Below are 21,944 nucleotides of genomic sequence, written 5' to 3'. Positions count from 1 at the left end.
AACCTGGCCTGCGGGTCGCGCCGTAATATTTCAGCAGCACAACCCTGGCAGACCAGGTATGCCGGATCTTTCTTATCCGGCAGAGTAGGCAATCCTGTAATCACCACATTCTCTACCCGCCGGGCCTTGTGAAGATCAGGCCTCATCAGCTGGTGGGAGAAGGTGGCCGGGGAAGGAGGGAACCCTCCCTGGTCTCGGCGATACTACATTGCCGAGAAGATCCAGATGGCCAGGGCGATAATGGCCAAAATACCTACGATGGTCCAAATCAATCCGCTTCCGCGCATCTCGTTCTCCTTTCATTGGGTTTAGAACAAGTGTAACGGGGATCTCCTTTCCGGTGGGGTGGGGAAAGAAATTTCTCGGCTAACAGTTCCATAACCTGGGGGTTGTGCCTCCGGGAAATAAGACCACCGCACCCTTTTTAACGGGCACAGGTGTCTTTTAAGGGGTTTTCTTCGTCCCGAGTCGTCGGATACTCAGGGCCATCAACCCGGCCTGCACCGCCACCACCACAAACACCAGACCCGCCAAGGCTGGCATCCCCGCCAGCCCGATCACCGGCCCGGCGAGCAGCCCGCCGCTGGCCCCGGCGAGGTTCATCACCAGGTCACTGCGACCCTGGGTGCGGGCATGGTGGCGGGTGGGCGTGGCGTCGTTAAGCAGTGCCGAGGAGGCGACCAGGGTGGCGTTCCAGCCCAGCCCGAGGAAGATCATCGCAGTGATGATCCCCCGCTCTGATTCCGGGAAGAAGATGAGGGAGCAGGCGGCGACCAGGAGCATGCCGAAACCGAGGAAGATGGTGTAACTGCGCCCCACCTTGTCCGTGAGAACACCGAAGAGCGGGGAGAGGGCGTACATGCCCGCCACGTGCAGACTGATGGTCAGGCCGATGAGGGTCAATCCGGCGCCGTGGCCCTGCATGTGGACCGCCGCCATGGACATCAGGCCGACCATGGAGAAGTGGGCGATGGCGATGGAGGTGATGGCGCGCCGGGCCAGGGGAGTGAGCCGGGCAACCGGGCTTTGGGCGGGACTTGTGTCGGGGGCGGGTTTGAGGCCACGGGGCAGGGTGAACCACCAGACCATGATGGCGATCAACTGGCCCACCAGGCACAACAGGTAGGCGCCGGCGTGTTCCTCCAGGCCGAGGGCTGCGCTGAAACGTGCGCTCGGGGTAAATAGGTTCGGCCCGGCGATCGCGCCGATGGTGGTGGACCAGACCACCAGGGAAAGGTCACTACCCCGGGTTTTCTCCCCGGCTACATCGGTGGCGGCGAAACGGGCCTGCAGGTTCACCGCGCTCATCGCCCCCAGGAAGAGGAAAGCCAGCAGCACCACCGGGAAGATGCTGAACTGGGCACCGATGATGGAGAGCACCGCACCGAGGGATCCGATGAGCATGCCGGTGCTCAGCGAGGTACGACGGTCATGGCGCTGCACCATCCGTGCCAGGGGGACCGCGAAGATCGCCGCACCGATGGTGGTCAGGGTCGCCGCTGAACCGCCCCACACCGGGCCGGCGAGGGAGGCGGCGAGCAGGCTGCCCATGGATAAGGTGATGCCATTGGACAGACCGATCATCACCTGGGCGAAGATCAGGCCGGTGAGCACCCTGCGGCGGGCGGGGTGCGCGGGGGCTGCATCCGGGTGACCGGTCTGTGGATCACGGTCAGGGGTGGTGGCCATGAGTCACAGATTAGACGGGTGGGAAATCCTGGGAGAGCTAATGCTGAGGCTGGGAGACCGGGTTCTGGGGCAGTGCGACTACCCGATCTGGACCTTGGAGGTGCAGTCGATCTTGGCGTAGGGGCGACCCTTATCGTCCACCGAGGTCAGCGCATAATTTCCGCCATAGGCACGGCACCCGGTGTAACCGTCATATCCGGAAGGGGATGCTGGTTGAGGAGCCAGTGCCGGCTGAGGTGCGGGAGCTGGCCGCACTGCGGGGGCTGGGGCTGCTGTTTCCGGTTGCTGCTGGAACCGGGCCTGACGCTGTTTTTCCGCGGCTTCCTCCTGCTCCTTCTGTTTCTGTTCGGCTTCTGCTTTTCCCGTTCACGACGTTCCGAGGCTGCTGCCGCCGCAGCTTTCTTTGCTGCTGCCTCCCGGACCTTCTTCTCCCTGCCTTCCCGGGTCTCCCGGGCGTCAGCCAGCTCTTTCTCCGCCTTAGTGATCAAGGAGAGCAACGTGCTGCGCTCCGAGTCATAGGATGGTTCCTGACGCGGCCTGGCGAGCACAGTTCGGCCTTGATCCGGAGGAGCATCCCCTGGATCTGAGCCAGCGGGAGTTGAGACTGGCACAGTTCGCTGCAGAACTTGCCTCTGAACCGGCGGTACTGCTGGTAGATGAGCCGGATGTGGGGCTTGATCTAGCTGGTCGGGTGCTTTTCCACCGGGGGTTGGCCGAGTTCCTGCGCCGGGGTGGTGCCCTGCTACTTAGTTGCCATGATGAGGGTTTCGTGGCCGAGGTGCGGGAATATGCAGTGGTGCAGGAGTATCGGATGGAGAATGTGATTACCTGGTAAAAGCAGCCCTGTCCCGGAGTAAATGGAAGAATAATTTTATGGAGACACAAACTTTCCCCGCTCAAGCCCTGCAATTCATCCAGCAGTACACTTCCGCTGCGGCGTTGAAGAAAGGTTTGGAGCTATTCCGCCATAAGTCGGTGTTTCTCAGTGGTAGCCCTCATTTGGACGGTGCCATGGTCTTTGACTTCTATGTGCGGGAGGTACCGGGAAAGAACCGGATGGTGCAGACCAGTGTGTACGTGGAAGATGATGGGCAGCTCGACAGTGACTGCACCTGCCCTGATATCCCCTGCGCCCATGAAGCCGCCGCGATTCTTTATCTTGTGAACAGGGGAAACCTGCATATCGGGAAGTCGGCAGACCGGCATTCCCGGCGGCCGAGCTGGCGTAGAGCATTCGATGAGGTGCTGCCGCCCATTCCAGAGGAAGAGGGAGGCCGGGAAAATATCTGTCTCTTTTTTCATACTCAGCGTGATCAGTTGGGGATCCGGCCAGGTGAACGGGGTAAGACAGGATGGATCAAAGGGAAAGCCAAATGGGATTCCCTCTATAATCTGGAGTGCAGCACCAGGACGCGAAAACTTCTGGAACAGCTCCATCAGTTCAGCTATCAGCAGACCGCGCGCCACCACTATGGTTATGGCTGGGGTGGTTATCAGATGGAATGGCTCCCCTTGGGAGAGCTGCCCACCCTCCAGCTGGGGGAGATCCTCATGGAGTTGAAATACAACGGGGTGGCCATGCTGACCTGGGAGGGCAGACGCCCAGTGGAGCTGAGCCCTGACCTACTCCGGAGCCGGATCACAGTCCGGCAGGAGAAAAACGGTGATCTCGTCCTGGAGCCGGAACTATGTCAGGATGACACCCCGATACTTCCCCGGGAACACCACACCCAGCTCCTGCTCGGTGCGCCCCCGACAGTGCTCGCTGAAATCCAGTACCACAATGAGAAAACCCAGGAGATCCGGCTGCAACGTTTTGTCGAACCTTTGAGCCGGGAGTTCCTGATGCTCCACCATCAGGATGAGGAACTGCGAGTGGGTTCTGCTGAAGTGGAGGACTTCGAGGAGGAGTACCTGCCCCGGCTGCAGCGGCTGATGAGTCTGGAGTCCCCTGATGACTCTTATCACGCACCTCAACCACGCCCGGCCGTCCTCCAGATCGATGCCACACCGCTGATACAGAAGCCGGAGGGACTCCAGGAGCTGCGATTGCAGTGGTCCTGGGATCGTGGGTCGTGGGGAAAGGTGGACCCTGAGCATGAGTCTTCCGTGAGCAGGGCAGTAGAGGCCACTGGCGCCACCATTGCGAACCAGGTTCTGGAGAAGCACCGCGCGGTACCCTTCCTGGCGAATGTTCTGCCGCAGCTGATGGAATTGGAGCACGTCAGGGTCAACTTGACTGAGGAAACGCCGAAGTTCCGCCTGGCCGAAGAAACCCCACAGGTGACAGTGGGAATCAGCGCCGGTGAAACCGACTGGTTTGACCTGCAGGTACAGGTGGCGGTCGGCGGTGAAAAAGTGGAGTTCAGTGAACTGTTTGCAGCGCTCAGCCAGGGGCAGGAACTGTTCGTGCTGCCCTCAGGCACCTACTTCGACCTGAACATCCCGGAACTTGAGCAGCTGCGGCGCATCATCGAGGAAGCCAAGACTCTCAACGACACCACCGTGGACGCACTGAAGGTCAGCCGCTATCAGGTGGATCTCTGGCAGGAACTGGTGGAGACCGGCATCGTTGACGCCCAGGAACATGAGTGGTGGTCCCGGGTGCAAAGCCTGGTACAGAACCCGGGACGCATCGAGACGGCTGCGGAGATTGAGGTTCCCGCTGCGGTGCATGCCGAACTGCGCGATTATCAGAAAACAGGGTATCGCTGGTTGGAGACCTTAAGACGTAATAATCTCGGTGGGGTGCTGGCCGATGACATGGGGCTGGGCAAGACGCTGCAGGTCATCGCCATGATCGCGGCCGCCACCGAGGAGGATCCACACGGTGCTCCCTTCTTGGTCGTCGCCCCCACCAGCGTGGTGGGTAACTGGGTCCGCGAGGTGCAGAAGTTCACCCCGGATCTCCATGCCCTGATGATTGAGGGGACGGAGAAGAAGCGGGGCATCTCCCTGGCGGAGATGCTCAGCAGTGCCGCAGATATCCGGGTGGTGGTCACCAGTTACAACCTCTTCCGACTTGAATTCGAGGCCTATGCCGAGCAGAACTGGTCTGCGGTGATCTTCGACGAGGCGCAGATGATCAAGAACCACAACTCCAAGGCGTATAAGAGCGCCCGGATGCTGGAGGCACCGTTCAAGTTGGCTGTCACCGGCACCCCGATGGAGAATAACCTCATGGAGCTGTGGTCCCTGGTGTCATTGACCAGCCCCGGGCTGCTCGGCGGCAAGACCCATTTCACTGAGTTCTACCGCGCTCCCATCGAGAAGGAGAAGGACACCGGGAAGCTCGAGCTGCTGCAGCGCAGGATGCGGCCCTTCCTGCTCCGGCGCACCAAGGAACTGGTGGCGGCAGATCTGCCGGAGAAGACCGAGAATGTCCTGGAGGTGGAGCTCTATCCGAAGCACCGACGGATCTATGACCGCCGGCTCCAGCGAGAACGCCAGAAGGTGCTCGGTCTGGTTGATGATCTGGACAACAACCGCTTTGAGGTGTTCCGTTCCCTGACTCTGCTGCGTCAACTTGCCCTGGACAGTGAGTTGGCCGCGGAGGAGAGTACGCCTTCAGCCAAGTTGGATGTCCTGACGGAGCTGCTCAGCTCGGCGGCCACCGAGGGGCACCGGGTGCTGGTACTCAGCCAGTTCACCCGCTTTCTGAAAAAAGCCCGAGAGGCTGCCAACGAGGCTGACATTGAGAGTCTCTACCTGGACGGCAAGACCAGAGGCAGGCAGAAGCTGATCGATGACTTCCGGGAGGGTGACTCCTCCGTGTTCTTCATCTCCCTCAAGGCAGGCGGCTTCGGCTTGAACCTGACCGAGGCGGATTATGTGGTCCTGCTCGACCCCTGGTGGAACCCGGCGACGGAGTCTCAGGCCGTGGATCGGGCACACCGGATCGGCCAGACTCGGCAGGTGATGGTCTACCGCCTGGTGGCCAAGGACACCATCGAATCCAAGGTCATGGAACTCAAGAAAACCAAGGCAGCCCTCTTCGATCTGGTCCTGGAAGGCGGTGGCAGCGTCGAAGCAGATGGCTTGGGAATCGATGAGATAAGGGCACTGATGGAGTAGCTCTTGCCCAGGGGCCTGTACGTTGTGCGACGCAATGTAGCAGGCGCATTTATGCCCTTGCGGGTGTGAAAACGGGTGAATATCACCCTGGATGTGCCTTCTACATTTCCCTGCTCCTCAAACCTCCTGCTCCCCTGGCCAGACTTCCCACCCCCCGGCACAAGAAAACCGCCCCAACCCCCAGGGCAGGGGGAGTGGGGCGGTTTTGGGAAGCAGGCTTTAGCTCCGAAGCTAATTACTGCGCGTGCACCGGCACGGCTTTGGCGTACTTGACCATTTCTTCCCAGTCGACGATCTTCTTGCGCTCCCGACCCTCAGGCTCCCCGAGACCGCGCTCCGCCTCGTCCAGGCGGTACCAGCCTTCCCAGGTGGTGTAGGCGATGCCGCGCTCCTCGAGCAGGGAGGTGATGGCCTCGTGCTCGGGGTGTGCCGGGGCGGCCAGCTTGCCGGCGTTGGCGTCGGCGATGAGCATGTCGGTGGTTTCCTTGGCGTCGGACTTGGTGTTGCCGATCAGGCCGATCGGGCCACGCTTGATCCAGCCGGTGGCGTAGAGGCCCGGAACCGGGTCGGCTGCCGGTGCCTGCAGGACGTGGCCGCCATCATTGGGGATCACATGCTTGGCCTCGTCGAAGGGCACGCCCTCGATCGGGTCGGACTTGTAGCCCACGGCGCGGTAGACGGACTGGACCGGCCAGTCGGTGAACTTGCCGGTGCCCACAACGCCACCCTTGCCGTCCAGCTTGGTGCGCTCCGTGCGCAGGCCCACGACCTGGTTGTTCTCGGTCAGCACCTCGACGGGGGATTCGAAGAGGTGGATGTAGAGGTTGTGCGGGGCGTCCTTGGGCTCACGCATGGCGTAGCCCTCCAGGAGCTGGCAGACCAGGTCCTGGGACTTGGAGGAGCGGCGAGCTTCCTCGGAGGCTTCGTCGTAGTCGATGTCCTCGGGGTCCACCACCACGTTGATGGTGGGGGAGTGGTCGAGTTCCTTCAGTTCCTGGGGGGTGAACTTGGCCTGGGCGGGGCCGCGGCGGCCGAAGACGTGGACCTCGGTGGCCTGGTTGTTCTTCAGGGACTCGTAGACGTTGTCCGGGATTTCGGTGACCTTGAGCTCTTCGCCGGTCTTGGCGAGGATGCGGGCCACGTCCAGGCCGACATTGCCCACGCCGATCACGGCTGCGGACTTGGCGGAGAGATCCCAGGAGCGCTCGAAACGCGGGTTGCCGTCATAGAAACCGACGAATTCGCCGGCGCCCCAGGAACCTTCGGCGTCGATGCCCGGAATGTTCAGGTCGCGGTCCGCGACGGCACCGGTGGAGAAGACGACTGCGTCATAGTACTGGCGTAGCTCATCGACGGTGATGTCCTTGCCCACCTCGATGTTGCCGAGCAGGCGCAGCTGCGGCTTGTCCAGCACATTGTGCAGAGACTTGACGATGCCCTTGATGCGGGGGTGGTCCGGGGCGACGCCGTAGCGGATCAGACCGAAAGGTGCCGGCATCTGCTCGAAGAGGTCAACGTGGACATCCAGATCGGACTTGATCAGGAGGTCGGAGGCGTAGATGCCGGCGGGGCCGGCACCGATGACGGCTACGCGCAGGGGGCGGGAAATCTCAGTCATGACTGCGTTTTACCTTTCGGTTCTTGGTTTCGGTCGGATTCGATCAGGTTCTAATGGGCGGTTCCCGGGGATTCCCCCGGGGGGGGGCCAGGGGGTGGGACTGCCCGGAGTTCTCGGGATCCACCACAGCTCTTTTCAGGGCCTCGGGGTGAGGGATCCATCCCAGAACCTTGGGTCCTTGGTGAATAAGGACCCCGTTAGCAGGTTCCAACGCTTTCTCAGGGCGGAATATTCTCACCGGCGGCAGCTCAGGGATGCATCTCACATGAGGTGCGTGCCAACCGACAAGAAGTCGCAGTAGTACGAATCTCGTAGACCGCTTGGTCTGGAAAGCTATCACTGTTTCCCGGCCATGCCAAGGAGCGGGGGTATTTATATTCACAATATTTTCCTGAGTGTAGACCGTTCTGTCTATTATATTCATCGTGAATATTTGAAGAATCCCCAGTTCAAGTCTGTTATATTCGATTAAATTAGCCTGCCCTAAGATTCTGGAGGTGAAAGTAACTCTTGTTGCAGACTGCTCGGTATGGTTAGGTTCTTGCCAGTGGCCGAGCTCTGTAGAGTGAGGCAGCACCCGGAAGGCTTTCGGTCAGATCCCCTGAAAAGGAGAGGCCGGAAAGTAGACCGCTCGGTTCAAGGCTTCGGTCCGTCACCGGGCCCAGTCGGATCAGAGCAAGAGAACTTTTGAGTCAAGGAGAAGTAATGGCATCCACCACGGTCCCCAGCGAGCAAAAGGGACGTCCTGCTCGTCCTGCCCGCGCCAAGAAGCCGGAGGGTCAGTGGAAGATCGACGGCACTGCTCCCCTGAACCGCGATGAAGAGGTCAAGCAGGAGGATCCTGCCCTCAACGCCAAGCAGCGGGTCATTGACGTCTACTCCAAGGAAGGTTTCGATTCCATCCCGGAGGAGGACGTCCTCAAGCGCTTCAAGTGGCTGGGCATCTACACCCAGCGCAAGCAGAACCTGGGCACCGAGCAGACCAGCCAGCTGGAGCCCTATGAGCTCTCCGACAAGTACTTCATGATGCGCATCCGCTTCGACGGGGGCATCGCCTCCCCGGCCAAGCTTCGTGCCGTCGGTGAGATCTCCCGGGACTACGCCCGCGGCACCGCGGACTTCACCGACCGCCAGAACATTCAGCTGCACTGGATCCGCATCGAGGATGTCCCCACCATCTGGGAGAAGCTCGAGTCCGTCGGCCTGACCACCCTGATGGGTTGCGGTGATGTGCCGCGCGTGATCCTGGGTTCCCCGGTGGCGGGTGTGGCCACGGATGAGATCATCGACGGCACCCCGGCGATCGAGGAGATCCAGCGTCGCTACATCGGTGCGGAGGAATTCCAGAACCTGCCGCGCAAGTTCAAGTCCGCCATCTCCGGCAACGCCCGCCAGGATGTCACCCACGAGATCCAGGACGTCGCCTTCATCGGCAGCGAGCACCCCGAGCTGGGCCCCGGTTTCGAGCTCTACGTCGGCGGTGGCCTCTCCACCAACCCGATGCTCGCCCAGTCCGTGGGGGCCTGGGTCTCCCTGGAGCAGGTGCCTGAGGTCTGGGCCGGTGTCGCCGGCATCTTCCGTGACTATGGTTTCCGTCGCCTGCGCAACCGTGCCCGCCTGAAGTTCCTGGTCGCCCAGTGGGGTGTGGAGAAGTTCCGTGAGGTGCTCGAGGAGGAGTACCTGGGATACCAGCTTCCCGACGGCCCGCACCAGCCCATCAACCCGGGGGACCGCGACCACATCGGCCTGCACCAGCAGAAGGACGGCCGCTTCTACCTGGGTGTCAAGCCCACCGTGGGTCACACCACCGGTGAGCAGCTGATCGAGATCGCCGAGATCGCCGAGAAATTCGGCATCGAGCGGATCCGCACCACCGCGGACAAGGAACTGCTCTTCCTGGACCTGGACAAGGAGATTGTCCCGGCCCTGGAGAAGGAGCTCTCCGCCGTCGGTCTCTACCCGCGGCCGAGCGAGTTCCGCCGCGGCATCATCTCCTGCACCGGCCTCGAGTTCTGCAAACTGGCACACACCACCACCAAGGCCCGGGCCATCGAACTGGTCGATGACCTGGAGGAGCGCATCGGTGATCTGGACACCCCGATCAAGATCGCCCTGAACGGCTGCCCCAACTCCTGCGCCCGCACCCAGGTCTCCGACATCGGGTTCAAGGGCCAGACCGTCACCGATGAGGAGGGCAACCGGGTGGAGGGTTTCCAGGTCCACCTCGGTGGCTCCATGAACATCGACGCCAACTTCGGCCGCAAGCTCAAGGGCCACAAGGTGCTGGCCGATGACGTCAGTGACTACGTCACCCGGGTGGTCTCCAACTTCAAGACGGAGCGCAACGAAGGTGAGCTCTTCCGCGAGTGGGTCCAGCGCGCACCGGAGGAGCAGCTGCAGTGAGTTTCCGCCGCAAGCCCAACCCGAACCGGAATCATCCCCAGTACTGCCCCTACTGCGCCGGGGAGGACCTCTACCCGGACGAGGAGACCGAGTTCGCATGGGCCTGCCAGGAATGCGCCCGGGTCTTCTCCGTGATGTTCCACGGGCAGAACGCCCCCAAGCACACCCCCGCACAGTCCCTCTCCACCAATGACGCGCTGCGGGCCAGCCTGGAACGTAGTAAAGCAGGCAGTGACGATATTGCCGAAGACACAGGAAACGCGAGTTAGTTCCATGACTTTCATCCAGATCAACGCCCTGGGCAACCAGCCCGGTGACAGGGCCACGAGAGACCCGGAGCAGAGCCCGGAGGGGCCGAACAGCACCACCCCCTTGCCCATGGACGTCGCAAAGCGCAACGCCGAGCTGGTCGAGGAGTGGGCAGACCAGCTCTACGACGCTGACGCACAAACCATCCTGGAGTGGGCCGCCGAGCACGCTCCCGGCAAGATCGCGGTGACCCTGTCCATGGAGAACACCGTGCTGGCGGAACTGGCGTCGAAGTACCTCCCGGAATCCGACTTCCTCTTCCTGGACACCGGCTACCACTTCAAGGAGACCCTTGAGGTGGCCCAGCAGGTGGATCAGCGTTATCCCCAGGAACTGGTCACCGCCCTGCCGCTCCTGAGCCGTCCGGAACAGGACTCGGTGTACGGGAAGAACCTGTACCAGAACAATCCGACCGCCTGCTGCCGGATGCGCAAGGTCGAGCCGCTCGCGGTGAACCTCTCGCCCTACGCAGGATGGGTCACCGGGTTGCGTCGGGTGGACGGGCCCACCCGGGCCCAGGCCCCGGCGTTGAGCCTGGATGCCACCGGCCGGTTGAAGATCTCCCCGATCATCACCTGGTCGCTGGAGGACACCGAGAACTACATCGAGCAGCAGCAGCTGATCATCCACCCCCTGACCAAGCAGGGGTACCCCTCCATCGGGTGCGAAACCTGCACCCTGCCCGTCGCCGAGGGTGAAGACCCCCGGGCCGGCCGCTGGGCCGGTTCCAACAAGACAGAATGCGGACTCCACTGATGACCCTTTTGAACACCAAGACCGACACCGTGCTCTCCCCGCACCTGAAGGACCTCGAGAACGAGTCCATCCACATCCTTCGCGAGGTAGCCGGCCAGTTCGACAAGATCGGCCTGCTCTTCTCCGGCGGCAAGGACTCCGTCGTGGTTTATGAACTGGCACGCCGCGCCTTCGCCCCGGCCGCCGTTCCCTTCGAGCTGCTGCACGTGGACACCGGCCATAACTTCCCCGAGGTGCTGGAATTCCGCGACAACCTCGTGGAGCGCACCGGAGCACGTCTCCGGGTGGCCAAGGTCCAGGACTGGATCGACCGTGGTGACCTGCAGGAACGTCCCGACGGCACCCGCAACCCGCTGCAGACCGTCCCCCTGGTGGAGACCATCGCCGAGCAGGGCTATGACGCCGTCCTCGGTGGCGCCCGCCGTGATGAGGAGCGCGCCCGAGCCAAGGAACGTGTCTTCTCCGTCCGTGACTCCTTCGGTGGCTGGGATCCCCGCCGCCAGCGCCCCGAGCTGTGGAGCCTCTACAACGGTGGTCACCTCCCCGGTGAGAACATCCGTGTCTTCCCCATCTCCAACTGGACCGAGGCCGACATCTGGGAGTACATCGGTGCCCGCGGCATCGAACTTCCCCCCATCTACTTCGCCCATGAGCGTGAGGTCTTCGAGCGCGACGGCATGTGGCTGACCGCCGGGGAATGGGGCGGGCCGAAGAAGGGCGAGGAGCTCGTCACCAAGCAGGTGCGTTTCCGCACCGTGGGCGATATGTCCTGCACCGGTGCCGTCCTCTCCGATGCCACCACCATCGATGATGTGATCTCCGAGATCGCCTCCTCCACCCTCACCGAACGCGGCGCCACCCGGGCCGATGACCGACTCTCCGAATCCGCCATGGAAGACCGCAAGAAGGAAGGCTACTTCTGATGACCCTCTCCACCCTCGACACCGCCACCCAGAAACTGGCACACCGCGAGACCCTGCGCCTGTGCACCGCCGGTTCCGTGGATGACGGCAAGTCCACCTTCGTCGGACGTCTCCTGCACGACACCAAGTCCGTGCTGGCCGACACCCTCGCCTCCGTGGAGCGCACCTCCGCGGACCGCGGCTTCGAAGGCCTGGACCTCTCCCTGCTGGTGGATGGTCTGCGCGCGGAACGCGAGCAGGGCATCACCATCGACGTGGCCTACCGTTACTTCGCCACCGACAAGCGCTCCTTCATCCTCGCCGACACCCCCGGCCACATCGAGTACACCCGTAACACCGTCACCGGTGTCTCCACCTCCCAGGTGGTCGTGCTGCTGGTGGATTCCCGCCACGGCGTGGTCGAGCAGACCCGCCGCCACCTCAACGTCGCCGCCCTGCTGGGTGTGCGCACCGTGGTGCTGGCAGTGAACAAGATCGACCTGGTCGACTTCTCCCAGGAAGTCTTCCGCGGCATCGAGTCCGAGTTCACCACCGCCGCATCCGCACTGGGTGTCGATGATGTCCGCGTCGTCCCGATCTCCGCACTGCTGGGCGATAATGTCGTCGAACCCTCCACCAACATGGACTGGTACGAAGGCCCCACCGTCCTCGAGATCCTCGAGAGCATCGAGGTCTCCCGGGGTCGTGCCAATGACCTGGGCTTCCGTTTCCCCATCCAGTACGTCATCCGGGAGCACGCCTCCGACTACCGGGGTTACGCCGGGCGTATCGATGCCGGTGAGATCAGCGTCGGCGACACCGTCCACCTGGGTGAGGGCCGCACCTCCACCATCGCTGGCATCGACTCCCCGGACGGGGAGCTCCAGACCGCCGGCCCCGGTGAGTCCGTGGTGCTGCGACTGTCCAGTGATGTGGACCTGACCCGCGGTGACCTCATCGCCGGTGCGGACCGCCCCGAGGATGTCCGCAGCTTCGACGCCACCGTCGTCGGCTTGACCGAGCGTTCCCTCAAGGCCGGTGCCCCGGTCAAGGTGCGCTACGGCGCCCAGCTGGTCCGGGGTCGTGTCTCCGCCATCGAGCGGCTGCTCGACATTGACGGTGTCTCCGACGTGGAGACCCCGGAAACCTTCGGTCTCAACGACATCGCCCATGTCCGCATCGACGTCGCCTCCGAACTGCCCGTCGAGAACTACGCAGCCCGCGGCGCGATCGGCTCCTTCCTGCTGATCGACCAGTCCAGCGGCAACACCCTGGCGGCCGGCCTGGCCGGCCACCGCCTGCGTTAGGAGCAGCGCCATGACCGCCTTGATCACGCTTTCGCACGGCTCGCGGCACCAGTCCGCAGAACCCGTGGTCCGGAAATTGACTGAGGCGGCTGGCTCCCTGCTGGGCGTGCCCACCATGGCCGCCCACCTGGACTTCACGGCCCCGGATCTACCCACCGCAGCCATTCAGTTGGCCGCGGTGGGGGAAACCGAGGCTGTGGTGGTGCCCCTGCTGTTCACCCGGGCCTTCCACGCCCGACTCGATGTGCCCATGGTCTTCGCGGAGGCACTGGCCAGCTCCGGCCTGCAACTGCACCTCGCACGTGGGTTGGACACCGGTCCGGAGGTGGCGGAGGTACTGGCCGCGAAGGTTCAGGCTGAAGCCCCGGCCGGTTCCCATGTGGTGCTCTACTCCGTGGGTTCCTCCAATATGGCCGCCAACCAGGATGTCGTCGACCTGGCACAGGATGTCGGCCGCCGGACCGGACACAGCATTGAGGTGCTGCCCGCCACCGGAGGGCCGGGCCGCGGAGGCGCCGGACTCATCGAGATCTCCCTGCAACACCGCAGTGTGCATCTGCTGCCACTGTTCGTCGCCGAGGGACTGCTGTTGGAGAAGGTCAGCACCCAGCTGGAAAAAATCAGCTTGGCGACGGGCGCGACGCTCACCGCCAGCGCCCCGCTCGGCGTGGATCTTGCCGGGGTCGTCGTCAAGCGTTACCAGCAGGCCCAGGACACCCTGGCCACCTCCCTCTAATCCAGACCCAAGGAAACCGTCATGAAGACACTGATACTCATCGCCATAGCGGGGCTTGCCGCACAGCTCGTCGACGGTGGGCTGGGCATGGGCTTCGGCGCGACCTCCACCACCATCCTGATCATCCTCGCCGGACTGGGCCCCGCCCAGGCCAGTGCTGTGGTGCACACCGCAGAGCTGGGAACCACCCTGGTATCCGGTTTCAGCCACTGGCGTTTCGGCAATGTCGACTGGAAGGTCGTCGTCCGCCTCGCGGTGCCCGGCGCGGTGGGTGCCTTCCTCGGTGCGACTCTGCTCTCCAATATCTCCACTGAGGCGGCTGCCCCGGTCACCGCTGCGATTCTTGCGGCGATCGGCATGAACCTGATGTGGCGTTTTTCGCGGGGCAAGGTCCGCCGGGAGTACTCCGGCAAGGAGTATCACACCGGATTCCTGGCGGGGTTGGGTAGTTTCGGTGGTTTCGTGGATGCCACCGGTGGTGGTGGTTGGGGTCCGGTGACCACTTCCACGCTGCTGTCCCTGGGACGTACGGAGCCCCGCAGGGTGGTGGGTACCGTCAACACCGCCGAGTTCCTGGTCACCGCCGCTGCGACCCTGGGTTTTGCGATCGGGATGTGGCAGGATCTGGTGGATAATCTCGCTGCTGTGGCTGCGCTGCTGATCGGCGGTACCATTGCTGCCCCGATCGCCGCCCTGATGGTGACGAAGCTGAATCCGGCGGCCCTGGGTGGGATTGTGGGTACCGCCCTGGTGGTTCTCAACCTGCCGAAGGTGGTGGGGTTGTTCGGGCTTGATGATGTCTGGGTCAATATTCTCAGGGTGCTCATCGCGGTGATCGGCGTGGGGCTCTCCATCCTGGGTTATCGCCGCGCCAAGGTCAATGCCTCCCAGGTGGATGTGGTCACCGGTGTGTCGTATAAGCCGGGGGAGGATGATGAGTCTGATGATCCGGAGGGGGAATCACCCTCGGGGAAGGAACCTGAGGTGGATGCCGATTCCCCGGTGGTCAGGGCTCGGATCCGTTAGCCACCAGCGGAGAAGAATGAGGGGGTCCCGGAGAGTTCCGGGGCCCCCTCTGCCATGTCCGGACTGTCGCAGGATCTGGTTGCTGCTGAGGTTCTTTAGGGCAGTGGCTAGGATCGTGGGCATGGACATTATCGACGGTGCCCCGCTCCTGGTCTGTGCCACTGAGGAAGAGGCACGCTACGCCCCGGCGGACTTACCGCTTCTGATCACCGGGATGGGGACCGTCGCCTGCGCAGTCCGGCTCACCCGTGCCCTCACCCAGGCGGAAGGTGAGGGACGCAAACCCTCCCGCCTGGTTAACTTCGGCACTGCCGGGGCCCTGAAGAACGGGCTCAACGGTATTTTCGAGATCTCCTCGGTGTACAAGCATGATTTTGACAGCGATATCCTGGAGCAGATCACCGCCAAGCCCTGCCCCAACCGGATGTTGGTGGAGGTCAGTGGGTCTTTCCCCACTGCCCGCCTGGCCACCGGTGACCGTTTTGTCAATGACTCTGAGCTGCGGACCAGGTTGGCGGGGAATGCCGATCTGGTGGAGATGGAGGGCGCCATCGTTGCCTGGATCGGCCGGGAGTACGACATCCCGGTGACCCTGCTCAAGCAGGTCAGTGATCGGGCTGATGAAGAGGCCCCGAAGAGTTGGGCGGCTGCGGTGGATGCCGGGGCGATGGAGCTGGGCAAGGCCCTGCTCAAGGTGGTGCGTTAAGGGCCGGAACTCCGTTCCTCCCCTCGGTGGACGGTCCTGAGGCGGTGGGAGACGTTGTGGCGCAGACCCACTGTTTCTCCGGATTCCGTGAGGAAGCAGATCTAACACAGCTAAGGGGCGGCGCCCATGGGATAACCATGGGCACCGCCCCCTTTTTTCCGTTGGTGCCAGCTGCTGTCAGTTAATGCTGTCTAGTGCTGGCCTTCGGCGAATTCCTCGAGGATCTTCTCATTGAAGGCGGGCAGATCATCCGGGGTGCGGGAGGAGACCAAGCCCTGATCGCAGTGGACCTCCTCATCAACCCAGGTGGCCCCGGCGTTCTGCAGGTCGGTTTTGAGGCTGCGGAAGGAGGTGAGGGTACGGCCCTTCAGGACATCGGCATCGGTCAGGATCCAACCTCCGTGGCAGATCACCCCGGTGGGCTTGCCGGCGGCGAAGATGTCCTGCACAAACTTCACGGCTGCCTCGTCCATGCGTAGCTTGTCTGCGTTGGAGGTTCCACCGGGAAGGATGAGGGCATCAAAATCACCCGCATCTGCCTGGGCGGATTCCAGATCCACCTTGACGGAGGTGCCGTTCTTGCCCTCGATCGTGCCCGCCTTGGGGGAGATGATGGTGACGGTGGCACCTGCACCACGTACCGCCTCCACCGGGCTGGTCAGCTCGGAATCCTCGAAACCGTCCATGGCGATAACGGCTACCTTGCGATTGCTCAGATCAGTCATGTCTTGGAACTCCTTGATTGCCGTTGGTTCTGGGTACGCCGCCCAGCCTAACTACTTCTTCCGAGCTCCGCAGCGAGCTGCTGGAACCCCCGGAAAGGCTCTGAGCAGGGGGAATGTTGATCTGGTTGGAATTTTCAGCTTCCGGATCGCTGGACCTCAGTAATTGATCAGCTTGCTGGGGGGTGAAGTTGAGGCCGCTTTTCAGGAGAGGTCCCGGTGAGTGACTGCCAAAGGGATAACGATTGCATTAAGACCTTCCCCCTTGCCGGGAAAAATCTCCTCCCGGCTTGTAGTGTTCTGGGCCATACTCAAGGGGCTTGAGAGCTCACGGAACTGACTTCAGCGACACCGGGAAGAAGGGGTCGCATGACCTCGGAGGGGACAGCAGATGAGCACCAAAGAGCAGGATGCGGCTGGCAGCAGCGCTGCCGATGTGAAGGCGGGGAAAGCGGGGGAGGGCCACCGCTCCCTGGGTGAACGTTTTCTTGACGGGGTGGAGCGGGTGGGCAATAAGCTCCCCGAACCTTTCGCTCTCTTCCTCATCCTCTTCCTGATCACGGGTGTCATCTCGACGGTCATGGAGTGGCTGGATGTCAGCGTCCAGGTGCCTGGTTCCGATGAGGAACTGGCGATCAACGGACTCTTCACCGGTGAGGGCATGGTCTGGCTGACCACCATGCTCGGTGAGAACTACATCGGGTTCCCGCCCCTGGTGACGGTCCTGCCGATCATGCTGGGTGTGGGTATCGCGGAGCGCACCGGCATGCTTTCGGCGCTGATCCGGAAACTCTTCGGCTCGGCGAAGAAGTGGATCCTGCCCTATGCGGTGGGTGTGGTCGGGGTGACGGCCTCGGTGATGGCTGATGCCGCCTGGGTGGTTGTTCCACCCCTGGCCGCCATGGTGTTCAAGGCCGCCGGGCGTCACCCCGTGGCCGGGTTGGTCGGTGGTTTCGCGGCTGTGGGTGCGGGTTACTCCACCTCTTTGTTCCCGACCAGCCTGGATGCCCTCTTCGCGGGCATCACCAATGCGGTGATGGATTCCCTGCCGGACCTGGAGTACACGGTGGTCAACCCGCTCTCCAACTACTACTTCAACATCGCCTCCGCCCTGGTGCTGGGCGTCATCTGTGGTTTCATCATCGACCGGGTGCTGGAACCACGCATGGTCAAGCAGAACGTCCCCACCGAGGAGTCCCTGGAAGATGAGGATGCCTCCCAGCGTGGGGACCGTGATGAACAGGGCAATGAGCTTTCCACCACCCTGAGCAAGGAGGAGTCCCGGGGCCTGGTCGCCTCCCTGGTGGCGGCGCTGATCCTGACCGTGGTCTTCGTGGCCGTGGTGCTGTTGCCGGGATCCCCCTGGCGCAATGAGGCGGGTGGTTTTCTGCCGGAGTCCCCGGCACTGGACTCCATTGTTTTCGTGGTCTTCGCCTATTTCATCGTCCTCGGCCTGGTCTACGGTTTCTACACCGGCACCATCAAGTCCTCCACTGATGTGGTGGACATGATGATGAGCGCGCTGAAGGACATGCTCAGTTTCCTGGTGCTGGCTTTCATCCTCGGCCAGTTCGTGGCTCTCTTCTCCTGGACCGGCATCGGCACCTGGACGGCGGTGCAGGGTGCGGCCGGCCTGGAGGCGATCGGGCTCACCGGCTTCCCGGCGATCCTGGCCTTCATCATCCTGGCCAGTTGCCTGAACCTGCTGATCATCTCCGGTTCCGGCATGTGGACCCTGATGGCCACGGTCTTCGTGCCGATGTTCGCCCTGATCGGCTATGAACCCTCCTTTGTGCAGGCTGCCTTCCGGGTCGGTGATTCCGCCACCCAGATCATGACCCCGCTGAACCCCTTCATGATCGTGATGCTGGCCATGCTGCGGCGCTATGAGCCGGAAGCCGGCCTGGGCACCCTGATGTCCCGCCTGGTGCCCTTCGTGATTCCCTTCTGGATCGCCTGGGTGATTCTGCTGGCCGTCTGGTTCTTCGTGGACCTGCCCCTGGGCCCGGGTTCCGCCATCTTCCTGTCCTGACCCCGGGGATCCCACTGCCCCACCCCCCCCTGAACCCAGGTAGAAAGGTGATCATGAAGCCCTCCAAACCCTCGACCTCGTATCTGGACCATGCCACCGAAGGAATCCGCCAGCGGATCCGGAGAGCTGAGGCGGAACCGAAGGAACCCATCCCGGGGGAGGATTTCCCCGGTCAGGCCCGGATCTGGGCGGATATCGCACAGGTGGTGGAGGGCTTGGCCCCGGAACTGGACTTCCTCCTGCGTGACCTGCACGAGAATCCGGAACTGGCCTTCGAGGAACGCTACGCCCAGGCCCGGATCACGGCGCTACTGGAACAGCATGGCCATGAGGTGGCCCAGGGTGTGCATGGGGTGGACACTTCCCTGCGTGCGGAGTTCCAGACCCCACGCCATGACCCCACAGTCCACCCCACCATCGCGATCATGGCCGAATATGACGCCCTCCCCGACATCGGGCACGCCTGTGGGCACAATGTCATCGCCGCCGCCGGGGTGGGGGCCTTTCTCGCGGCCGTCGATACGCTGCGGAAGGGGGATCTGCAGGGACGGTTGATGCTGCTGGGCACTCCGGCGGAGGAGGGCCATTCCGGTAAGGAGTACATGATCCGGGGTGGGGCCCTGGAGGGAATTGATTTCGCCATCATGATCCACCCCTTCAGCTATGACATCGCCAGCCATGTCTGGGTGGGGCGACGAACCCTCAAGGTCGTCTTTGAAGGTGTGGCCGCGCACGCCTCCGCCCAACCCTTCATGGGGCGCAACGCCCTCGACGCCGCCACCCTGGCCTATCAGGGACTGGGTCTGCTGCGGCAGCAGATGCCCCCGAGTGACCGCCTGCACGCCTCGATCACCGACGGTGGGGGACGCCCCAGCGTGATTCCCCACCGCGCTGAGATGAGCATCTACGTCCGTTCGCTCTACACCGACACCCTGCGGGATCTTTCCCTGCGGGTGGATGAGGTGCTGGAGGGTGCTGCCCTGATGGCCGGGGTGGGCGTGCACAAGGAATGGGATGTCCACCCCGTGACCCTGCCGATCCGGAACAACCAGGTGCTGGCGGGGCGTTGGGCGCACACCCAGGGGCTGCGGGACCGCAGAGCCCTGCCGGCCGGGGTGGTGCCGGAATCCCTGGCGGCCTCCACGGACTTCGGTAATGTCTCCCACCTGGTGCCCGCCATCCATCCGATGGTGAAGATCGCACCCTCCGGGGTGGCCCTGCACACCGAGGCCTTCGCCAGTTATTCGGTGGGGGATGAGGCTTTACGTGGGGTGGTGGACTCCGCGGCGGGTCTGGCCCAGGTGGCGTTGGACATCCTTGCGGAACCGGCCCTGGCCGAGGAAGCGAAGGCCGAGTTCGAGGCCGGGGGCGGGAGATTCAGCGTGGCGCGGGAACTGGGGGAAAACAACCCGGAAACTCAGACCGGGAGGTAGACCTCGAGGTCCTCCCCATTGTCCCGGAGCAGCGCATTCTTCGGCTGTTTCAGGGCGATGGCACTCTCGACATAGTCCCCGGCGGAACCGGCGAAGTTGAGCGACAACAGGATGTAGAGGGTCATCCGGAAATCCGCCGGCATCAGGAGCAGGGCAGCCAAGAGGAGTCCACCGAGGAGCACCACTGGTGCCAGGGCGGCAGTCACCAGACTCAGCTGGGTGAAAAAACTCTGGTTTCCGGTGCTGAGGAACGGCAGGCGGAGGGAATAGGAGGAGGGTTTCCCGCTCAATATGTGCAGCGCAATGCCATGGGTTGCCTCGTGCAACGCCATGTAGATGAGGGCGGCGATGATCGTGACGGCAATGACGATGCCGGGGTGCCAACCGGAGCTGATCGGCAGTTCGAAGAGCAGCGCAACAGCAACTGCCAGCAGAACGACGGCAATGAAATAGCTCTGGATCTGGACCTTGTGGTCCCCGGGAAAATTGATGCTCCGGTGGTGTTTATGGCCTACCGGGAGGTGGGTGCTGTTGTTGGGTCGGGGCCTGTTGAAGATGTTCATCATGAAGCCTTTCCATCCTCCATTCTAGGCTGCTCAGAGGGGGTTTCCGGGCCAGTGTGAGCAAGGGCTCCCTCAGGGATTCAGCAGGGGGATAGCTGTGGCCCCCCTGGAGAGACAAAAGCACCACCCCAGGGGGAACAACCTGTCCCCTGGGGTGGTGCCCCACCTTAAAAGCGAAGAACCTACTTCTTCTCTTCCCGCTCCGCGATCTCCTCCGGGGCACCCGGTGCCGTCTTGGAGGATTTACGGCGGCCGATGCTGATGAGCCGGTCCCGGACCCCGGTGAAGGACTCGGAGGTGGAGGATCCGGCCCCACGGGCGGTTTCGATCTTGATGTCATCGACGGTGATCTCACCGGAACGCAGCGAGACCATCTCGGCGTGATAGCGGAACCACACGGCGAAGACCGCGGCCACCGGAACCGCCAGGAAGGCACCGAGGATACCGAAGAGGGTGGAGCCGACGGTGACGGAGAGCAGCACGATGGCGGCGTGCATCTGCATGGCCCGGCCCTGGAGGAAGGGCTGGAGAATATTTCCCTCGATCTGCTGCACCAGAACGATCAGGCCCAGCACCAGCAAAGCATTGGTGAAACCATTGGTGACCAGAGCGATGATCACAGCCAGGGCACCGGCGGTGAAGGCACCCACGATCGGGATGAAACCGGCGAAGAAGGTGATCACGGCCAGCGCCAGGGCCATCGGAACCTGGAGGACGAGCAGGCCCACACCGATGAACACGGCATCCACAAAGGAAACCAGAGCCTGGGTGCGGATGAAACCCGCCAGGGTGTTCCAGCTGCGGGAAAGCACCTCGGTCAGGTGCCAGCCGGCGGTTTCACCGGTGTACTTGCGCAGCCAGGGCAGGAACTTGACGCCGTCCTTGAGGAAGAAGAAGGTCAGGACGAACATCACCACAATGGTCACCAGGATGGTGGTGGCGGCCGAGAAGCCGCTGAACACACCGGAGGCGATATTGGAGGACTGATCCTGCAGCCAGGCGGTGGCATCAGCCAGGAAACCGTCCACCTGACTGAGGTTCAGGTTGAAGGGTTCCCCCTGGAGATAATCCATCAGGGACTGGATACCCTCATAGGCCCGCTGGTAGACCTCCTGGGACTGGGAGGCCACACTCGGCGCGATGGCGGTGAAAATGCCGCCCAGGGCCAGGAAGAAGGTCAGGATGGTGGTGATCGCAGCCAGAGCCGCGGGCCATTTATGGTCACGGAGGAACTTGGTCACCGGCCAGAGCACGGTGCTCACCAAAAGTGCCAACAGGATCGGCAGCAGACCGGCCCAGACGATGGACAGACCCTGCCAGAAGATCCAGGCGGCGATCACCATGATGATGAAACGCAAGGCCCAGCCCGCCACCCAACGACCGTCCCGGCCGATGACGGCCGCCCGGTCGATGGTCCTCGGGTTGTCCTTGTCGTCGAAGACCTCCTCGGTGCCCTCCACGGCATAGGAGATAATCCCGGGCAGATCTCTTTCGATGGCCTGCTCGCCATATTCCAGGGCAGCCGGCTCGGACTGCTCCCCTGAGTTCTCCGCCCGCACACTCTCCGTGTGGGTCACCTCATCCGGCACCCCATCATCGAGACCGCGTTTCTCCCTATCAGGGCGCTCGTTCATGTTTCCTCCAGTTTTCAGGGTCTTTAAATGAAGC

19 protein-coding genes are annotated in these 21,944 nt (G+C 62.8%); 13 read left to right on the top strand and 6 right to left on the bottom strand.

The features are described 5' to 3' along the window. Positions 1-444: 444 nt before the first annotated feature. A complete protein-coding gene (locus COCCU_RS12615) occupies positions 445-1,689 on the bottom strand; it encodes an MFS transporter (RefSeq protein WP_156231990.1) in 1,245 nt (414 codons plus the stop codon). Positions 1,690-1,971: 282 nt separating this feature from the next. On the opposite strand from COCCU_RS12615, the gene COCCU_RS12610 reads away from it, so the two are divergent. Beyond that, on the top strand, positions 1,972-2,208 hold the full coding sequence (locus COCCU_RS12610; RefSeq protein WP_156231988.1) for a hypothetical protein: 237 nt from the start codon (positions 1,972-1,974) through the stop codon (positions 2,206-2,208). Between the two features lies 1 nt (position 2,209). Beyond that, positions 2,210-2,524: an ATP-binding cassette domain-containing protein gene (locus COCCU_RS12605; protein WP_156231986.1), complete on the top strand. Its 315-nt coding sequence runs from the start codon at positions 2,210-2,212 to the stop codon at positions 2,522-2,524. 122 nt (positions 2,525-2,646) lie between these two features. Here COCCU_RS12605 and COCCU_RS14750 read toward each other — a convergent pair whose 3' ends face one another. Further along, complete coding sequence (locus COCCU_RS14750) at positions 2,647-3,156, bottom strand: hypothetical protein (RefSeq protein ID WP_231598772.1); 510 nt, start codon at positions 3,154-3,156, stop codon at positions 2,647-2,649. Positions 3,157-3,186: 30 nt separating this feature from the next. Between COCCU_RS14750 and COCCU_RS12600 the strand changes: the two genes are divergently transcribed. Beyond that, positions 3,187-5,763, top strand: coding sequence for a DEAD/DEAH box helicase (locus COCCU_RS12600; protein ID WP_231598771.1), 2,577 nt, complete (start codon positions 3,187-3,189; stop codon positions 5,761-5,763). Between the two features lie 235 nt (positions 5,764-5,998). On the opposite strand, the gene COCCU_RS12595 is transcribed toward COCCU_RS12600, so the two are convergent. Beyond that, positions 5,999-7,372, bottom strand: coding sequence for an FAD-dependent oxidoreductase (locus tag COCCU_RS12595; protein ID WP_156232867.1), 1,374 nt, complete (start codon positions 7,370-7,372; stop codon positions 5,999-6,001). Positions 7,373-8,086: 714 nt separating this feature from the next. Here COCCU_RS12595 and COCCU_RS12590 point away from each other — a divergent pair. The 8 genes from COCCU_RS12590 to COCCU_RS12555 all read left to right on the top strand — a co-directional run bounded on the left by COCCU_RS12590 (position 8,087) and on the right by COCCU_RS12555 (position 15,526). Next, positions 8,087-9,784 (top strand): nitrite/sulfite reductase, encoded by a 1,698-nt coding sequence (locus COCCU_RS12590; RefSeq protein ID WP_156231984.1) that lies wholly within the window; start codon positions 8,087-8,089, stop codon positions 9,782-9,784. After that, positions 9,781-10,053 (top strand): hypothetical protein, encoded by a 273-nt coding sequence (locus tag COCCU_RS12585; protein ID WP_156231982.1) that lies wholly within the window; start codon positions 9,781-9,783, stop codon positions 10,051-10,053. The genes COCCU_RS12590 and COCCU_RS12585 overlap by 4 nt, the downstream gene beginning before the upstream one ends. A 4-nt stretch (positions 10,054-10,057) precedes the next feature. Next, complete coding sequence (locus tag COCCU_RS12580) at positions 10,058-10,849, top strand: phosphoadenylyl-sulfate reductase (protein ID WP_197088364.1); 792 nt, start codon at positions 10,058-10,060, stop codon at positions 10,847-10,849. 8 nt (positions 10,850-10,857) lie between these two features. Then, positions 10,858-11,772 (top strand): sulfate adenylyltransferase subunit CysD, encoded by a 915-nt coding sequence (gene cysD, locus COCCU_RS12575; RefSeq protein ID WP_197088522.1) that lies wholly within the window; start codon positions 10,858-10,860, stop codon positions 11,770-11,772. Then, positions 11,772-13,058 (top strand): sulfate adenylyltransferase subunit 1, encoded by a 1,287-nt coding sequence (locus COCCU_RS12570; RefSeq protein WP_156231978.1) that lies wholly within the window; start codon positions 11,772-11,774, stop codon positions 13,056-13,058. The genes cysD and COCCU_RS12570 overlap by 1 nt, the downstream gene beginning before the upstream one ends. A 10-nt stretch (positions 13,059-13,068) precedes the next feature. Beyond that, complete coding sequence (locus tag COCCU_RS12565; protein ID WP_156231976.1) at positions 13,069-13,794, top strand: sirohydrochlorin chelatase; 726 nt, start codon at positions 13,069-13,071, stop codon at positions 13,792-13,794. Positions 13,795-13,815: 21 nt separating this feature from the next. Beyond that, the gene (locus tag COCCU_RS12560; protein ID WP_156231974.1) at positions 13,816-14,820 is read left to right on the top strand and encodes a sulfite exporter TauE/SafE family protein; all 1,005 of its coding nucleotides are present in this window, start codon (positions 13,816-13,818) and stop codon (positions 14,818-14,820) included. Between the two features lie 121 nt (positions 14,821-14,941). Then, positions 14,942-15,526: a nucleosidase gene (locus COCCU_RS12555; protein ID WP_156231972.1), complete on the top strand. Its 585-nt coding sequence runs from the start codon at positions 14,942-14,944 to the stop codon at positions 15,524-15,526. A gap of 191 nt (positions 15,527-15,717) precedes the next feature. Here the strand turns inward: COCCU_RS12555 and COCCU_RS12550 are convergent, their stop codons facing one another. Further along, positions 15,718-16,251: a type 1 glutamine amidotransferase domain-containing protein gene (locus COCCU_RS12550; RefSeq protein ID WP_156231970.1), complete on the bottom strand. Its 534-nt coding sequence runs from the start codon at positions 16,249-16,251 to the stop codon at positions 15,718-15,720. A gap of 388 nt (positions 16,252-16,639) precedes the next feature. Between COCCU_RS12550 and COCCU_RS12545 the strand changes: the two genes are divergently transcribed. After that, a complete protein-coding gene (locus tag COCCU_RS12545) occupies positions 16,640-18,280 on the top strand; it encodes an AbgT family transporter (protein ID WP_156231968.1) in 1,641 nt (546 codons plus the stop codon). A 53-nt stretch (positions 18,281-18,333) separates the two neighbouring features. After that, positions 18,334-19,713, top strand: a complete 1,380-nt coding sequence (locus COCCU_RS12540) for a M20 family metallopeptidase (protein WP_156231966.1) — start codon at positions 18,334-18,336, stop codon at positions 19,711-19,713. Here the strand turns inward: COCCU_RS12540 and COCCU_RS12535 are convergent. Both COCCU_RS12535 and COCCU_RS12530 read right to left on the bottom strand, forming a co-directional pair. Further along, on the bottom strand, positions 19,698-20,279 hold the full coding sequence (locus tag COCCU_RS12535; protein ID WP_156231964.1) for a DUF3267 domain-containing protein: 582 nt from the start codon (positions 20,277-20,279) through the stop codon (positions 19,698-19,700). The genes COCCU_RS12540 and COCCU_RS12535 overlap by 16 nt on opposite strands. Positions 20,280-20,458: 179 nt before the next feature. Next, entirely contained in the window at positions 20,459-21,910 is a 1,452-nt protein-coding gene (locus COCCU_RS12530) for an AI-2E family transporter (protein WP_156231962.1), read from the bottom strand. Positions 21,911-21,944: the final 34 nt, after the last annotated feature.

Origin of the sequence: Corynebacterium occultum (assembly GCF_009734425.1) — a bacterium.
GTDB classification, from domain to species: Bacteria; Actinomycetota; Actinomycetes; order Mycobacteriales; family Mycobacteriaceae; genus Corynebacterium; species Corynebacterium occultum.
The sequence above is the reverse complement of the archived record's forward strand: the minus strand, read 5'-3'. Positions and strand labels throughout refer to the sequence as shown.

Coding starts and splice junctions, on each gene's coding strand:
- COCCU_RS12605 (WP_156231986.1), top strand. CDS start 2,210: ATGGTTCCTGACGCGGCCTGGCGAGCACAGTTCGGCCTTGATCCGGAG.
- COCCU_RS12540 (WP_156231966.1), top strand. CDS start 18,334: ATGAAGCCCTCCAAACCCTCGACCTCGTATCTGGACCATGCCACCGAA.
- COCCU_RS12565 (WP_156231976.1), top strand. CDS start 13,069: ATGACCGCCTTGATCACGCTTTCGCACGGCTCGCGGCACCAGTCCGCA.
- COCCU_RS12545 (WP_156231968.1), top strand. CDS start 16,640: ATGAGCACCAAAGAGCAGGATGCGGCTGGCAGCAGCGCTGCCGATGTG.
- COCCU_RS12555 (WP_156231972.1), top strand. CDS start 14,942: ATGGACATTATCGACGGTGCCCCGCTCCTGGTCTGTGCCACTGAGGAA.
- COCCU_RS12570 (WP_156231978.1), top strand. CDS start 11,772: ATGACCCTCTCCACCCTCGACACCGCCACCCAGAAACTGGCACACCGC.
- COCCU_RS12590 (WP_156231984.1), top strand. CDS start 8,087: ATGGCATCCACCACGGTCCCCAGCGAGCAAAAGGGACGTCCTGCTCGT.
- COCCU_RS12580 (WP_197088364.1), top strand. CDS start 10,058: ATGACTTTCATCCAGATCAACGCCCTGGGCAACCAGCCCGGTGACAGG.
- COCCU_RS12530 (WP_156231962.1), bottom strand. CDS start 21,910: ATGAACGAGCGCCCTGATAGGGAGAAACGCGGTCTCGATGATGGGGTG.
- COCCU_RS12600 (WP_231598771.1), top strand. CDS start 3,187: ATGGAATGGCTCCCCTTGGGAGAGCTGCCCACCCTCCAGCTGGGGGAG.
- COCCU_RS12535 (WP_156231964.1), bottom strand. CDS start 20,279: ATGATGAACATCTTCAACAGGCCCCGACCCAACAACAGCACCCACCTC.
- COCCU_RS12550 (WP_156231970.1), bottom strand. CDS start 16,251: ATGACTGATCTGAGCAATCGCAAGGTAGCCGTTATCGCCATGGACGGT.
- COCCU_RS12560 (WP_156231974.1), top strand. CDS start 13,816: ATGAAGACACTGATACTCATCGCCATAGCGGGGCTTGCCGCACAGCTC.
- COCCU_RS12615 (WP_156231990.1), bottom strand. CDS start 1,689: ATGGCCACCACCCCTGACCGTGATCCACAGACCGGTCACCCGGATGCA.